The 14,966-nt window shown below is 67.1% G+C and carries 15 protein-coding genes; 4 read left to right on the top strand and 11 right to left on the bottom strand.

Features of this window, described 5'->3' with window-relative positions; all coding sequences use genetic code 11:
- Positions 1–91: 91 nt before the first annotated feature.
- Complete coding sequence (gene ahpF, locus ACWPMX_RS10965; RefSeq protein ID WP_455700041.1) at positions 92–1,681, bottom strand: alkyl hydroperoxide reductase subunit F; 1,590 nt, start codon at positions 1,679–1,681, stop codon at positions 92–94.
- Between the two features lie 73 nt (positions 1,682–1,754).
- Positions 1,755–2,321: an alkyl hydroperoxide reductase subunit C gene (gene ahpC / locus ACWPMX_RS10960; protein ID WP_455700040.1), complete on the bottom strand. Its 567-nt coding sequence runs from the start codon at positions 2,319–2,321 to the stop codon at positions 1,755–1,757.
- Between the two features lie 277 nt (positions 2,322–2,598).
- Between ahpC and ACWPMX_RS10955 the strand changes: the two genes are divergently transcribed.
- Entirely contained in the window at positions 2,599–3,105 is a 507-nt protein-coding gene (locus ACWPMX_RS10955) for a hypothetical protein (protein WP_455700039.1), read from the top strand.
- Here ACWPMX_RS10955 and ACWPMX_RS10950 read toward each other — a convergent pair.
- The 4 genes from ACWPMX_RS10950 to ACWPMX_RS10935 form a co-directional block, all read right to left on the bottom strand.
- Entirely contained in the window at positions 3,102–3,614 is a 513-nt protein-coding gene (locus ACWPMX_RS10950; RefSeq protein ID WP_455700038.1) for a ferric reductase-like transmembrane domain-containing protein, read from the bottom strand. The two genes, ACWPMX_RS10955 and ACWPMX_RS10950, sit on opposite strands and share 4 nt — an antisense overlap.
- Before the next feature lie 68 nt (positions 3,615–3,682).
- Positions 3,683–4,762: a chorismate synthase gene (aroC, locus tag ACWPMX_RS10945; protein ID WP_455700037.1), complete on the bottom strand. Its 1,080-nt coding sequence runs from the start codon at positions 4,760–4,762 to the stop codon at positions 3,683–3,685.
- Positions 4,763–4,898: 136 nt separating this feature from the next.
- Complete coding sequence (locus tag ACWPMX_RS10940; RefSeq protein WP_455700036.1) at positions 4,899–5,204, bottom strand: hypothetical protein; 306 nt, start codon at positions 5,202–5,204, stop codon at positions 4,899–4,901.
- Between the two features lie 56 nt (positions 5,205–5,260).
- Positions 5,261–5,614, bottom strand: coding sequence for a hypothetical protein (locus ACWPMX_RS10935; protein WP_455700035.1), 354 nt, complete (start codon positions 5,612–5,614; stop codon positions 5,261–5,263).
- Between the two features lie 120 nt (positions 5,615–5,734).
- Between ACWPMX_RS10935 and ruvA the strand changes: the two genes are divergently transcribed.
- Complete coding sequence (gene ruvA, locus ACWPMX_RS10930; protein WP_455700034.1) at positions 5,735–6,331, top strand: Holliday junction branch migration protein RuvA; 597 nt, start codon at positions 5,735–5,737, stop codon at positions 6,329–6,331.
- Entirely contained in the window at positions 6,328–7,356 is a 1,029-nt protein-coding gene (ruvB, locus tag ACWPMX_RS10925) for a Holliday junction branch migration DNA helicase RuvB (protein WP_455700033.1), read from the top strand. Before ruvA ends, ruvB begins: the two co-directional genes overlap by 4 nt.
- Positions 7,357–7,948: 592 nt before the next feature.
- Here ruvB and ACWPMX_RS10920 read toward each other — a convergent pair.
- The 4 genes from ACWPMX_RS10920 to ACWPMX_RS10905 form a co-directional block, all read right to left on the bottom strand.
- On the bottom strand, positions 7,949–8,470 hold the full coding sequence (locus ACWPMX_RS10920) for a hypothetical protein (RefSeq protein WP_455700032.1): 522 nt from the start codon (positions 8,468–8,470) through the stop codon (positions 7,949–7,951).
- Positions 8,471–8,839 carry a hypothetical protein gene (locus ACWPMX_RS10915; RefSeq protein WP_455700031.1) on the bottom strand — a complete coding sequence of 123 codons (369 nt, stop codon included), beginning with the start codon at positions 8,837–8,839 and terminating at the stop codon, positions 8,471–8,473.
- Positions 8,840–9,012: 173 nt separating this feature from the next.
- The gene (gene acnA, locus ACWPMX_RS10910; RefSeq protein ID WP_455700030.1) at positions 9,013–11,685 is read right to left on the bottom strand and encodes an aconitate hydratase AcnA; all 2,673 of its coding nucleotides are present in this window, start codon (positions 11,683–11,685) and stop codon (positions 9,013–9,015) included.
- A gap of 110 nt (positions 11,686–11,795) precedes the next feature.
- Positions 11,796–12,689 carry a DMT family transporter gene (locus tag ACWPMX_RS10905; protein ID WP_455700029.1) on the bottom strand — a complete coding sequence of 298 codons (894 nt, stop codon included), beginning with the start codon at positions 12,687–12,689 and terminating at the stop codon, positions 11,796–11,798.
- 151 nt (positions 12,690–12,840) lie between these two features.
- Here ACWPMX_RS10905 and ACWPMX_RS10900 point away from each other — a divergent pair, with 151 nt between their 5' ends.
- Entirely contained in the window at positions 12,841–14,235 is a 1,395-nt protein-coding gene (locus ACWPMX_RS10900) for a L,D-transpeptidase family protein (protein ID WP_455700770.1), read from the top strand.
- A 6-nt stretch (positions 14,236–14,241) separates the two neighbouring features.
- On the opposite strand, the gene ACWPMX_RS10895 is transcribed toward ACWPMX_RS10900, so the two are convergent.
- The gene (locus ACWPMX_RS10895) at positions 14,242–14,952 is read right to left on the bottom strand and encodes a murein L,D-transpeptidase catalytic domain-containing protein (RefSeq protein WP_455700028.1); all 711 of its coding nucleotides are present in this window, start codon (positions 14,950–14,952) and stop codon (positions 14,242–14,244) included.
- Between the last annotated feature and the right edge of the window lie 14 nt (positions 14,953–14,966).

The raw sequence follows: 14,966 nt of genomic DNA, 5'->3' as shown, positions 1-14,966 counted from the left end.
GAGTAATGGGCGGACGTGCTTGATGGGTCCAATAGATTGATTGCGATTGTTTGATTGAGTGGGTCGATTTGTCGGCGACCGGTGCGCAGGGTCAGGCGGCCTGTGCGATCGCCTCGGCCGGTTCGGTGCGAATGAGGTGATCGAACGCCGACAGCGCGGCCTTCGATCCTTCACCCATCGCGACAACGATCTGCTTGTACGGCACCGTCGTGGCGTCGCCTGCGGCGAACACGCCGGGCAGGTTGGTGCGCGCCTCGCTGTCGATCGCGATCTCTCCGCGATCGGACAGCTCGAGCGCGCCGTCCGCCAGCCACTCGGTGTTGGGAACGAGGCCGATCTGGACGAACACACCCTCGAGTTCGACGGTCCGGCTATCGCCGCTCGCGCGGTCTTCGACCGTGATGCCAGACACCTTCCCGCCATCTCCGAGCACTTCGGTGGTGGCGGTGTTCGTGAGGATCGTGACGTTGGCCATGCTCTGCAGCTTGGCCTGCAGCACCGCGTCGGCGCGCAGCTTGCCGTCATATTCGATCAGGGTGACGTGGCCGACGATGTTGGCGAGATCGATCGCCGCCTCGACGCCCGAATTGCCGCCACCGATCACCGCCACGCGCTTGCCCTTGAACAGCGGGCCGTCGCAGTGGGGGCAATAGGCGACGCCCTTGTTGCGGTACTCCGCCTCGCCCGGCACGCCCAGATTACGCCAGCGCGCGCCGGTCGCTAGGATTACGCTCCGCGCCTTGAGGCTGCCGCCGCCAGCGAAGTGGACGGTGTGGAAGCCGCCAGGCGCGTCGGCGGGTTCGAGCCGCTCTGCAGTCGCCAGCGCGAATGTCTCGATACCGTTCGCGTCGACCTGCTCCTTGAGGCTGGCGGCGAGCTTCGGTCCTTCCGTATAGGAAGTGCCGGGCAGGTTCTCGATCCCGAGCGTGTCGTTGAGCTGGCCGCCCATCCGTGTCGCGGCGATGGCGGTGCGGAAACCCTTGCGCGCGGTGTAGACCGACGCGGCGACCGCGGCGGGGCCGCCGCCGATCACCAGCACCTCGAACGGCGCGGCGGCATCGAGCTTGGCGGCGGAACGATCGCTCGCCCCCGTATCGAGCTGGGCGAGGATTTCGCCGAGATCCATCTTGCCGTTCCAGAACGGCTCGCCGTTGAGGAACGTCGCGGGTACCGCCATCACGCCGCGCTCGTCGACCTCGGCCTGGAAGGTGCCGCCTTCGATGAGCGTTGCAGTGATGCGCGAGTTTTCGAGCGCCATCAGCGTTAGCGCCTGCACCACGTCGGGGCAGTTGTGGCACGACAGGCTGAAGTACATCTCGAACGCGAAGTCGCCCTCCAGCGCGCGGACCGCGGCGAGGTGTTCGGGATCGACCTTGGGCGGATGGCCGCCGGCCCACAGCAGGGCGAGCACCAGCGAGGTGAATTCGTGCCCCATGGGCAGTCCGGCGAAGCGGACCCAGCGCGCGTTGTCGCTCGCGCGGCGGACGATGAAGCTGGGACGCCGATCGTCGCTGCCGTCGAAGGTGGCTGAGACCATCTCGTGCAACGCGGCGATCTGGGTCAGCAGTTCGCGCGTCTGGGCCGACTTCGCATCGTCGCCGAGCGAGGCGACGAGCTCGATCGGCTCGCGCAGGTTGGCGAGGTAGGTCTTGAGCTGGGTCTGCATCGCGGCGTCGAGCATGGCGGTCTCCGATCGGAAAAGGATGGTCGGTCCGGGACGCGGGCTGACCGCGCCCCGGACCTCTCGTTCAAGCTTAGATCTTGCCGACGAGGTCGAGGCTCGGCGCGAGCGTTTCGGCGCCTTCCTCCCACGCGGCCGGGCAGACCTGGCCGGGATTGTTGCGGACGTACTGTGCGGCGCGGATCTTGCGGACGAGCTCGTTCGCGTTGCGGCCCACGCCCTCGCAGGTGATTTCCATGATCTGGATCACGCCGTCGGGATCGACCACGAAGGTCGCACGGTCGGCGAGACCGGCACCGTCACGCAGTACGCCGAAATTGTTGGCGAGCACGTGGTTCTGGTCGCCCAGGAACGGGTACTGCAGCTTGCCGATCTTGTCCGAGGTGTCGTGCCAGGCCTTGTGGCTGAAGTGCGTATCGGTCGACACGGCATAGACATCCACGCCGAGCTTCTGGAGCATCGCGTAGTGCTCGCCGAGGTCCTCGAGTTCGGTCGGGCAGACGAACGTGAAGTCGGCGGGGTAGAAGAAGAACACCGCCCACTTGCCGGCGAGGTCGCTGTCGCTGACCTGGTAGAAGTCCTTGCCGGCCTGGAAGGCGGTGGCGGTGAACGGCTTGATGGTGCTGCCGATGATTCCCATGATCTTTTTCTCCGGATTGGTTGGAAACTGGTCCGGTCCAGATACGCATTGCTGCGATGCAAAAAAGCTATTTTGTGCGATTGCGAACATCGGAATTTTCAATCAATCCCGCGTAAGTTTCGCAAAGTGCAACTGAGGCGTGAATCCATTGCGTTGTGCGCAAGATCGGTGCCTCGGGAACCCGCCGCCATCGCGACGATACTGATACAATAAACACCCTTCGCAGAGCGTGTGACACTCGCTATTGCGAACCTTTAGCAAGAAGGAAGTGTTCTCTATGCGTAAGTTGGTACTCGCCGCCGCTCTCGGCTCGGCATCGCTCCTCGCGGCCTGTTCGGGCGGTGCGGACGAAGCGGCCGAAGCTCCCGCCGAAGTCGCTGCGACCGAAACCGCCGCCGCCCCCGCCGCGACGGCCAGCACGATCGTCGATGCCAACACCGCGACCGAAGCGCAGCTCTCGGGTATCGCGGGCGTGACCCCCGAAATCGCCGCAGCGATCGTCGCCGGTCGCCCCTACAGCGATGCCACCGCGTTTGCCGCCGCGCTCGAGAAGGCGACCAGCAAGGCCGCCGCAACCGAGCTGATGACCCGCGTGTTCGTGCCGGTGAACCTCAACACGGCGAGCGAGGATGCGATCAAGCTGATCCCCGGCATGACCCCGAAGATGGTCCACGAGTTCATGGAATACCGCCCCTACGAAGACATGGCCGAATTCGACCGCGAGATCGGCAAGTACGTCGACGAGGCGGAAGTCGCCCGCCTGCGGAGCTACACGACCCTCTAATCCCGGGACCGGCGCCTATTGCGCCACTGCAGCACGATCCTGGTCCCTTCGATGGCGACCAGGATCGCGATGTGGGCATAGGCGGTCGCGGGATCGAATGCCGTTAGCGCCCAGTGCACGAACACCAGCACTGCAGCAGGGTAGACGAGCCGGTGCAATCGCTTCCACCCGCGCTTCATCGCGCGCACCGAGACGTCGTTCGACGTCAGCGCCAGCGGCACGAACAGTCCAAGCGCCAGCCACGCGGTCAGCAGTTCGGCATCCGCCGCCTGCTTCAGCACCGTCGCCAGCGAACCTTTGTCGACCAGGTAGATCGCGGTGTGCGCCGCGGCATAGGCGAAGCTCGCCACGCCCAGGTCGCGCCGCCGCAACAGCAGCCAGCGAGTGAACGCGCTCGTCCCCAGCAGCAGCCGCAGCGGCGTGACCGCGAGCGTCGCCAGCAATATCCAAGCCGCCCAGTCGCCGCTGTCCTTGATCGCGTGGCCGAAGCCGTAGGCGTCGGGGGTCATGACCCAGCGCCAGCCCGACCACAGGCCGGGCAGGGCAAGGATCAGCCAAATAAGGGGACGCGGAAAGCCTAGCCGCACTGTGCGCGGTGCAGGAGTTTGTGATCTGCCAGGACCAGCGCCATCATCGCGGCGACGACTGGGGTGCCGCGAATGCCTACGCACGGATCGTGGCGACCTTTAGTGCGAATCTCGGTCGCGTTGCCGTCGCGGTCGATCGTGTCGACCGGGGTCAGGATGGAGCTCGTCGGCTTGAATGCCACCCGGCAGACGATCGGCTGGCCGGTGCTGATCCCGCCCGCAATGCCGCCAGCGTGGTTCGCCTCGAAGCGCGGGCTGCTTGCGTCCTGGGCGTTGCCGGGCCGCATCGGGTCGGCGTTCTGCTCTCCGGTCAGGCGCGCGGCGGCGAACCCGTCGCCGATCTCGACCGCCTTGACCGCGTTGATACCCATCATGCCGCCCGCAAGGTCGGCGTCGAGCTTGCCGTAGAGCGGAGCGCCCCATCCGGTGGGGACGCCGTGCGCCACGCACTCGACCACCGCGCCGATCGACGATCCGGCAAGCCGCGCCTCGTCGACCGCCTTCGCCCAGCGTGTCGCCGCCGCCGCATCGGGGCACCAGAACGGGTTGTTGCCGATCTGGTCCGCGTCGAAGTTCGCGCGATCGATGGCATCGCCGCCGATCTCCACCACGAAGGCCTCGATCGTGACTTCGGGGATCACGAGCCGCGCCACAGCACCTGCCGCCACCCGCGCCGCGGTCTCGCGCGCGCTCGATCGGCCGCCGCCGCGATAGTCGCGAAAACCGTACTTCGCGTCGTAGGCGTAGTCGGCATGGCCGGGGCGATAGGCCTTGGCGACCTCCGAATAGTCCTTGCTGCGCTGGTCGACGTTCTCGATCATCAGGCTGATCGGCGTGCCGGTGGTCAGCCCATCGAACACGCCCGACAGCACGCGCACCGCGTCAGGCTCCTGCCGCTGGGTCGTGAACTTGTTCTGCCCCGGCCGCCGCGCATCGAGGAACGGCTGGATGTCCGCTTCCGACAGCGCCAGCCCCGGCGGGCACCCGTCGACCACGACGCCCAGCGCGGGTCCGTGGCTTTCGCCCCAGGTGGTCATGCGCAGCACGCGTCCGAAAGTGTTCCAGCTCATGACCGCGCGGTCTTGCCGATAACATGCGCCAAGTCCACTTGCCGCGTGCTTCGGCGCGCAAAAGTGATGCTTGCGACGTCAGATAGTTGGCGGGGCGACGACAGGGGGGGAGAGAAGGCCGCCGCCCCGCCGCCCGTCAGGTGCCGGCAAGCACCATCCAGGCAATCAGCACCGCGACTGCCGCCACCACGGCGGCCGCGCCGAGCAAGTCCTTGGGGGTGAAGCGGTCGATGTGGTCCTCGCGAAACCGTTGGTAGCCCGGGGAGACCCAGTCCTTGCTCGCGATGCTCGCAACATCGAATGCCGAGGCTTCCTTGCGGAACCATGTCTTGAGCGAGGCGATCTCCGCTTCGGAAATTTCGGGATAGCGTGCGAGAAGGGTTTCGACCGCGTCGAAACGGTCGATCCCGCCGTCAGCGGGAACGGAAGTGATGTCTGTCATGAAAATTTCGTCCTGAATGAACTGAGGCGCCCGCAAGGGGCGCAGGAATGCGAAGTTCAGTTCGGGACGGGGGGTGCGCGGGGAGTCGCGCCTCCATAAAGCGGGATTGGCCGCGCGGGCGGGCCGGTCTGGCGGTTGGCAGGCCACGGTGCCGCGTCTTCCGCTGAATCGCGCAATCGTTCGATGGGCAGCACTGGCAACTGGGGGAGCGGCTGCGGCTGCGGCGCGACCTGCACCTCGCCGGCTTCCGCCCGGCGCGCGCCGAGCGACTGCTCCTGCGTGCTCGCGCTGAAGGCCGAGCCATGGGTCACGTGCGTAGGCAGCGCGGTCGTCGGTATCGCCTGCAGCCCGATCACCGCGAGCATCGCGGCCGCCCATAGGCGCAAGGAGAGCAGGAGCTTCGGACCCATGACACCAACCTAGGGTCCCGGAAGGCCCGAAGCAACTCTGCGGCGGATGAGTTAGCGGCCCCCCCTTTCCAAGCGCGCCCCGCTCGGGCAGGAACAAACCATGATTGCCAGGCACGCAACATGATCGCCAAGCTAAAGGGCCTGCTCGACGAAACCGGCGCCGACTGGGCGGTGATCGACGTCGCGGGTGTCGGCTACCTCGTCCACTGTTCGTCGAAGACGCTCGCCGCGCTGGGCGAACCGGGTGAGGCGTGCACCGTCTACACCGACCTGCAGGTGAGCGAGAACGACATGCGCCTGCTGGGCTTCGCCTCGGGCACCGAACGCGACTGGTTCCGCCTGCTGACCCAGGTGCAGGGCGTGGGCAGCAAGGTCGCGCTGGCGATCCTCTCCGCGCTCAACCCCGACGAGCTGCAACGCGCCTGCGCCGCACAGGACGCCGCCACCGTCGCCCGCGCAAACGGGGTGGGACCGAAACTCGCAAGCCGCATCGTCAACGAATTGAAGGACAAGGCCGGCGCGCTGCCGTCGGCACCGGGCGTTGCCGCTGCCCTGCCGAAGGGCCGGGCGAGCGCCGACGCCGTCAGCGCGCTCCAGAACCTCGGCTTCAAACCCCAGATCGCCGCGGCCGCCGTCGCCCGCGCGATCGACGAACTGGGCGAAGGCGCGGCGGAGGGCGACCTCATCCGCGTGGCACTGAAGAGGGCGGCGGGGTGAGCATCGATCCGCTCCACACCCCTCAGCGCCAGCCTGACGACCCGGACGCCGCGCTGCGCCCGAAGTCGCTCGGCGAGTTCGTCGGGCAGGAGGCGGCGCGGGAGAACCTGCGGGTGTTCGTCGATGCGGCGAAGGCGCGCGGGGAGGCGATGGACCATGTGCTGTTCTTCGGACCGCCGGGGCTGGGCAAGACGACGCTGGCGCAGATCGTCGCCAAGGAACTCGGCGTGGGGTTCCGCGCCACTAGTGGCCCGGTGATCGCCAAGGCGGGCGATCTTGCCGCGCTGCTGACGAACCTCGAGGCGAACGACGTCCTCTTCATCGACGAGATTCACCGCCTCAATCCGGTGGTCGAGGAAGTGCTTTACCCGGCGATGGAGGACCGTGCGCTCGACCTCATCATCGGCGAGGGGCCCTCGGCCCGATCGGTGCGGATCGACCTGCCGCCGTTCACGCTGATCGGCGCGACGACGCGGCAGGGGCTGCTGACGACACCGCTGCGCGACCGGTTCGGCATTCCAGTGCGGCTGAACTTCTACACGGTCGAGGAACTCGAGCGCGTGGTGACGCGCGGTGCGGGGCTGCTCGGCCTGCCGCTGGGGCCGGGCGGCGCGCGCGAGATCGCCCGCCGCAGCCGCGGCACGCCGCGCGTCGCGGGACGGCTGCTGCGCCGGGTGCGCGACTTCGCGCACGTGCAGGGCGACGTTTCGGTGACGGCGGCGGTCGCCGATGCCGCGCTGACCCGGTTGGAGATCGACAACCTCGGCCTCGATGCGATGGACCGCCGCTACCTGCGGATGATCGCAGGCATCTACAAGGGCGGTCCGGTGGGAGTGGAAACACTCGCCGCGGGCCTGTCCGAGCCGCGAGACACGATCGAGGAAGTGATCGAGCCCTACCTCATCCAACTGGGCCTGGTGGCACGAACCGCGCGCGGGCGCTGCCTCAACGATGCCGGGTGGACGCACCTCGATATGCAACCCCCTGCGCCGCCGCAGGGCGGTCTGTTCGATCCGGGCAAGTAGCGATTCGTCGTTAGCCCGGCGCTGGCGACGGTCGCGCGCACGATCGGTTAATGGCGTTAGCCAACCGGTTCCGTTCTGGCACAGGTCGGCCACGTCGGGCCATTCGAGACCGGAAAATCGCTCCGATGCGCGAAATAACGTGGTTAATTCAATTGTCGGTAAGGGGTGGCTGCCGTTTCCTGATGTGACAGGGGCACGTTCGACCGGACCCGCCGGCGGGCGCCCCGACTGAGGAAACGAAAGTAGCGCCCATGTCGGTCAAGATGGCCCTCGCGAAACTGTCCGCCACTGCTGCAGGCACCGCCCTGCTGGTCGGCGGCGCGGTCCACGTCGCGGAAAAGCCGGTTGCGAACGCGACGACGATGAAGACCATCAAGTCGATCAAGCGGACGGCCAAGCCGGTCAAGCGCGCTCGCACGATCGTCCAGCGGCCTGCGCCCAAGTCCGTGCAACGGACCCGGCGGATCGTTCGCCGCGAAGTCGAGTGCGTGCCCGCGAGCGCAGCCTCGATCGGCGCCTACGGTGCGACCTCCGGCGCGGTCGGCGGCGGCGGCTACGCCGGCGTCGACGCCCAGTGCCCGCCGACCTACGCCTATGCGATGGCGCCGATCATGCTCCCACCCCCGGCCCCGCTCGGCGGCGGCAGCGGCGGCGGCACCACGGTGATCGGCGGCAGCGGCGGCTTCGGCGGTTTCGGCGGCGGCTTCTTCGGCGGTTTCTTCGGTGGCGGCGGTTCGAGCGGCGGCAATGTGACCGTGACCTCGACCACCTCGACGTCGGGCAGCTCGGGCACCACCAGCGGCATCAACATCGACATCGACAATTCGAACAACGGCGGCTCGACCTCGTCGTCGAGTTCGACCGGCGGGTTCACCTCGACCTCGACCGGCGGTTCGACCTCCACATCGACCGGGGGGCTGACCAGCACGAGCACCTCGAGCTCGGGTAATGTCAGCTCCACCTCGAGTTCGGGCAACGTCAGCTCGACTTCGGGCAACGTCAGCTCCAGCTCGGGCAACGTGTCGTCGAGTTCGGGCAATGTCAGCAGCAGCTCGGGCAATGTCACGAGCTCCAGCTCGACCTCGTCGGGCAACGTGACCAGCTCGTCGGGCAACTATTCGAGCACGTCGACCTCGACCTCGGGCAACGTCTCCAGCTCCTCGTCGAGCAGTTCCTCGTCGTCCTCCTCGTCGTCTTCATCGAGCTCCTCCTCCTCGAGCGGTTCGAGTTCGGGCGGTTCGTCGGGCAAGCCGGGCCACGGCTCGTCGAGCTGGGGCGGATCGAACGGTTCCTCCGGATCGAGCAGCGGCTCGTCGGGCAGCAGTTCCTCGTCGTCGGGCAGCAGCGGGATTTCGACCAGCGGTTCGAGCTCGGGCAACATGAGCACCTCGACCAGCTCGAGCAGCAGCAGCTCGTCTTCGTCGAGTTCTTCCTCGTCAGGTTCGTCTTCGGGTTCTTCGGGCTGGTCGTCGACCAGCGGCACCCCGGTTCCCGCGCCGCCGATGATGGTCCTGTTCGGTGCGGCCGCCGCAGCGGCCCTGGTCCGCCGCAAACGGAAACAAAAGCCGGCGGACTGAGCCTCGAAGCAGGACTCCGGCTGATGGAGGGCGGCTCGCGCAAGCGGGCCGCCCTTTCCTCTTGGCCGGAAGCCCGCGATCAGGACGCGAGCTTGCGCAGCACGTACTGCAGGATGCCGCCGTTGAAGAAGTATTCCAGCTCGTTGGCCGTATCGATGCGGCACTTGGCGATGAAGCTAGTCGTGCTGCCGTCGGCCTTGGTCACCTCGACCTCGACATCCTGGCCCGGCTGGATGTCGGCAAGGCCGCGCACCGAGAAGCTGTCGTCGGCGGTCAGGCCGAGCGAGGCGCGGCTCTCGCCGTCCTTGAACTGCAGCGGCAGTACGCCCATCCCGACGAGGTTCGATCGGTGGATGCGCTCGAAGCTTTCGACGATCACTACGCGCACGCCGAGCAGGTTGGTGCCCTTCGCCGCCCAGTCGCGCGATGAGCCGGTGCCGTATTCCTTGCCCGCGATCACGATCAACGGGGTGCCGTCGGCCTTGTGCTTCATCGCGGCGTCGTAGACCGGCATGGTCTCGCCCTTGTAGCTGCTGAAGCCTCCCTCGGTGCCGGGGACCATCTCGTTCTTGATGCGGATGTTGGCGAAGGTGCCGCGCATCATGACTTCGTGATGGCCGCGCCGCGCGCCGTAGGAGTTGAAGTCCGCCTTGGCGACCTGATGCTCCTGCAGCCACTGGCCCGCCGGGCTGTCGGCCTTGATCGATCCGGCCGGGCTGATGTGGTCGGTGGTGATCGAATCGCCCAAGATCAGCAGCGGCTTCGCCTCGATGATGTCGGTCACGGGGGCCGGGGTCATCGTCATGCCCTCGAAATACGGCGGGTTGGCGACGTAGGTGGACCCTGCGCGCCACTTGTAGGTCTCGCTGCCGGTCACGTCGATCGCCTGCCAGTGCGCGTCGCCCTTGTAGACGTCAGCATAGCGCGCCTGGAACATCGCACGGTCGACGTTGGCGTTCATCGTCGTGGCGACTTCCTCGTTCGTCGGCCAGATGTCCTTGAGATAGACGTCGGCACCGTCCTTCGACTGGCCGATCGGCGTCGTGGTGAAGTTGTCGATCACCGTGCCCTTGAGCGCGTAGGCGACGACCAGCGGCGGCGAAGCGAGGAAATTGGCGCGCACGTCGGGCGACACGCGGCCTTCGAAATTGCGGTTGCCAGAAATCACCGCGCTGGCGACCAGGTTGTTGTCGTTGATCGCCTTGCTGATGGGGTCTGCGAGCGGACCCGAGTTGCCGATGCAGGTGGTGCAGCCGTAACCCACGAGGTTGAAACCGATGTTGTCGAGGTGCTTCTGCAGCCCCGCCTTTTCGAGATAATCGGTGACGACCTGCGATCCCGGCGCCAGGCTGGTCTTGACCCACGGCTTGGGCTTGAGACCCAGTTCGTCGGCCTTTTTCGCGACGAGGCCGGCGGCGACGAGGACGCTGGGGTTCGAGGTGTTGGTGCAGCTGGTGATTGCGGCGATCATCACGTCGCCGTCACCGATATCGAAGTCCTTGCCTTCGACCGGAACGCGGGTGTTCTTCTTCTTGTAGGTCTCCGCCATGTCCTTGGCGAACACCTCGTCGACGTGGTCGAGGTCGACGCGGTCCTGCGGGCGCTTCGGACCGGCGAGCGAAGGCACCACGGTCGCCATGTCCAGCTCGAGCGTCGAGGAGAACACCGGATCGGCGGCCTTTGGGTCGATCCACAGGCCCTGCTCCTTGGCATAAGCCTCGACCAGCGCGATCTGCTGCTCCTCGCGGCCGGTCAGGCGCATGTAGTCGAGCGTCTTGTCGTCGATCCCGAAGAAGCCGCAGGTCGCGCCGTATTCGGGCGCCATGTTGGCGAGCGTCGCGCGGTCGGCGAGGCTGAGCGAGGCGAGGCCCGGGCCGAAGTATTCGACGAAGCGGCCGACCACCCCGTGCTTGCGCAGCATGTTGGTGCAGGTCAGCACCAGGTCGGTCGCGGTCACGCCTTCCCTGAGCTTGCCGGTCAGCTTGAAGCCGACGACTTCGGGAATCAGCATCGAGACCGGCTGGCCGAGCATGGCCGCCTCCGCCTCGATCCCGCCCACGCCCCAGCCTAGCACGCCGAGACCGTTGATCATCGTGGTGTGGCTGTCGGTGCCGACGCAGGTGTCGGGATAGGCGACCATCGCGCCGTTCTGGTCCATGCTGGTCCAGACGGCCTGCGCGATGTTTTCCAGGTTCACCTGGTGGCAGATGCCGGTGCCCGGCGGCACGGCGTAGAAGTTGTTGAGGCTCTTCGATCCCCACTTGAGGAAGTCGTAACGCTCGAGGTTGCGCTGGTATTCGATCTCGACGTTCTCCTCGAACGCCTTGGGATGGCCGAACTCGTCGACCATCACGGAGTGATCGATCACGAGGTTCACAGGCACCAGCGGGTTGATCTTGCTGGTATCGCCGCCCAGCTTGGCGATGGCATCGCGCATGGCGGCAAGGTCGACCACGCAGGGCACGCCGGTGAAGTCCTGCAGCAGCACGCGCGCCGGGCGGTACTGGATTTCGCCCCCGGTGGCCGGGTTCTTCTGCCAGTCGGCGAGCGCCTGGATGTGGCCGACCGAAACGGTGAAGCCGGCATCCTCGAAGCGGAGCAGGTTCTCGAGCAGGACCTTCATGCTGAACGGCAGGCGGCTGACGTCGCCGATGGTCTCGGATGCCTTGGCGAGGCTGTAATAGGCGTAATCCTTGCCCCCCACCGTCAATGAGCTGCGGGTGCCGAGCGAGTCCTTGCCGACCTGGGTCATGCGCGTTCCTGTCCTTGCCTTGAATGGGGCTGATTTTCGGGCCGCACCTGCGCGCTACGCTGCGCTGCGTCAAGGGTGGGCGGGGCGAGGAATCCTTGTCGCGACCGAAGTCACGCGACGGCGTTTTCGGGCGGCGGCGGGGCCCCGCGGGTGGCGATCCAGCTACCCGCCACGATGAGTGTAGCTCCCGCGATCGTTGCCGGGGTCACCGCCTCGGCAAAGAACAACCACCCGAACAGCGCTGCCCACAGGAACCCGGTGTATTCGAGCGGGGCGAGCCGCTGCGTCTCGGCCCGCGCATAGCCCCAGGTGAAGAGCAGCGCTCCGGACACCGAAAGGCCCGCGCTGATCGCGATGTCCGGCCACTCGCCGGGCTGGGGCAGGTGGAGGAAGAACGGGGCGAAGACCGCGAGCAGCAGGAAGGTCACCCCGTTCTGGAAGCTCGCCACCTCCAGCGGCTTGGCGACGAGCGCCTGCTGGCGCTGGAGCACTAGATTCCAGGCGTAGAGCACCGCCGAAGCCAGCACCGCGGCGATGCCCAGCGGCGCACCGCCGCCCATCGACTCGCGCAGGATCTTGCCCGCGAGGATCACGACGACTCCCGCCAGGCCCAGCACGGCGCCGATAATCGCAGGCCGCCCGATCCGCTCGCCCAGCAATACGCTCGCGAGGAACAGCGCGATGAGCGGGGCGACGAAGCTGATTGCGATCGTCTGCGCGAGCGGCAGGCGGGTGAGGCCGAAGAAGAACAGGAACGCCATCGCGGTCACCACCGCGCCCCGAATGAGGTGGATTTTCAGCGCCGCGCGGGCCGGCCAGCGCCCGCCGGTCAGTCGCCACGTCGGTCCGACGATGGCAAGGCCGATCGGCGCGCGCAGCAGCAGCGCGCTGTAGGCGCCCACCGCCAGCGCGGCGTTCTTCATGAACGCGTCCATCAGGCTCAAAAGGCCGATCGCGGCGACCGCGGCGAGGACCGGCAGGACGGGATGATCGGAACGCGGCATGACGTGGCGGCGGTTCGTGGCAATCGTGCCACCGGTCAAGCCGGATTCAGCCGAGCTTCAGCCGCGCGCGTTGAAGGGGGCGGGGTAAGGGCGCTATATACCGTGCCTGCAGACTCTAAGGGGCATGATTGTGATCGAGGTGAACAAGCGGATGTGGTTGACGGGCGCGGCGATGCTGGCGCTGCCGGGAATCGCGTTCGCACAAGGCAAGGCGCCGGCGAACCTCCTTCCCAGCGAAAAGCCCGCCATCAAGGCCGAGAAGCTCGCCAGCCCGGACGAGGTGACCGCCTCGATCGACGCGATGGGCCAGAAGGCCGAGATGGCCGCGACCGTGCAGCCGGTGACGCCGCTGGTGCAGACCTGGACCGTCGCCGATGCGAGGACGCTCGCCGGAGTGATCGCGTCGATCGGCGCCGAGGGGCTCGATCCCAGGGACTACCAGCCGGCCGAGCTCGACAAAGCCATTGCCGCCGGTCCCGGTGCCGCGCTCAACGAAACGGCCAGCCGCAGTTTCGCGTGGCTGGTCGAGGACCTGCGCGACGGGCGCACGCCGATGGACGCGCGCAAGCAGTGGTTCGTGGTCGATCCCGATCCCGATCGCTATCGCACCGGCGACATCATGGCCGAAGCGCTGGCGAAGCACTCGGTCGCCGCCAGCCTGATGGCACTCAACCCCGGTCATCCGGACTACGCGGCGCTCAAGGCAGAGCTGGCCGCCGCCACCGTTCCGGCCAAGCGCAAGCTGATCCGCGCCAACATGGACCGCTGGCGCTGGCTCGCCCGCGACCTCGGCAACCAGTACCTGCTCACCAACGTCCCCGAGTACCAGCTCCGGCTGACGGTCAACCACAAGATCATCAGCACCTACAAGACGATCGTCGGCAAGCCGGGCCGAACCGCGACCCCGCAGCTCGCCGAGACGGTCGAAGGCGTGATCTTCAACCCGACCTGGACCGTGCCGCAGTCCATCGTGAAGGGCGAGGGGCTGGGCGCGAAGGTGCTCGGCAACCCCGGCTGGGCCAAAGCCGCTGGCTACAAGGGCTGGAAGGACAAGGAGACGGGCTTCGTCACCGTGGTCCAGCAGCCGGGCGCGAACAACTCGCTCGGCCTGATGAAGGTCGACATGCCCAATCCGCACGCGATCTTCCTGCACGATACACCGAACCGCAACCTGTTCAACACCGAGAACCGCGCGCTGTCGCATGGCTGCATCCGCACCGAACGGGCGCAGGAACTGGCGATCACCATCGCGATTCTCGGCAACCTCGCCAACACGCCCGAGACGCGCAAGGCCGCGGCGGACGAGGCGGTGGCGATCAGCACCAGCGGGAAATACACCCGCGTACCGGTGCAGAAGTCGATGCCTGTCTACATCACCTATTTCACGATGGGCCGCGACATCTCGGGCAAGCTGCGCGAATTCAGCGACATCTACGGCCGCGACGCGCCGGTGCTGGCGAGCTTCGACAAGCCCCGCGAACAGAACCGCGCCCGTGCCACGAGCGAAAAGGCCGTCGAGATCGTCGACGACCTGCAGACGACCTGACGCCGGCTAAAACGCGCCCGGATTGGGCGGTTGGGGTGCACCCTCGGGGACGAGGGGCACCAGGTCCTTCGGCGGCTCGGTCACGTGCTCGCCATTGGGGCCGATACCCAGCTTGTCGGCAAAAAGCAGCCTTCCGCCCGCGAGCCGCAGCAGCGCAAGCTTGAAGTCGGCGTCGCTCATCGCGAAGCAACCGTTGGAGCGGCCGAGCCTGCCGTAGCGTTCGAGGTGCCCCGGCTCGCAATAGGCGGCGCGGTGCATCACGATGGCGCGGCGCAGCGCGTTCGAATTGCTCGGTTCGCGCCCTTCGAGGCGGATCGAGGTGCCGAACTTGCCCGTGTACCAGCCGAAGGTCATGTAGGCGCCCTTGCTGGTGCACCACGATTCCTCGATATTCGAGAACCAGTTGAGCCAGCCGTCGTGCTCGGGGTCGGAGCCCATGCCGTGCGCGCAGTGGTAACTGTCCACCACGCCGCGATCGAAATCGACCATATGCAGGCGCGGGTCGCTCGAGCGCAGGCCGAAGTCGACCACGCCGACGACGTCGCGCGCCCACAACCCCTGTCCATGCCGCGCGAGCTGTTCCTGCGCGATGGCGAACAGGCGCCGGTCACGCAGACCGAGCGAATTGGGCACGGAGGGGACCTGCGCGCGCAGGGGCGCGGCCGCCAGCGCAGCGCCGGTCGCAAGGGTGCCTGCCAGGATGTCCCGCCGCTTCATGCCGTCAGCATACC

The sequence above is a fragment of the Tsuneonella sp. HG094 genome (assembly GCF_053819285.1).
The sequence above is the reverse complement of the archived record's forward strand: the minus strand, read 5'-3'. Positions and strand labels throughout refer to the sequence as shown.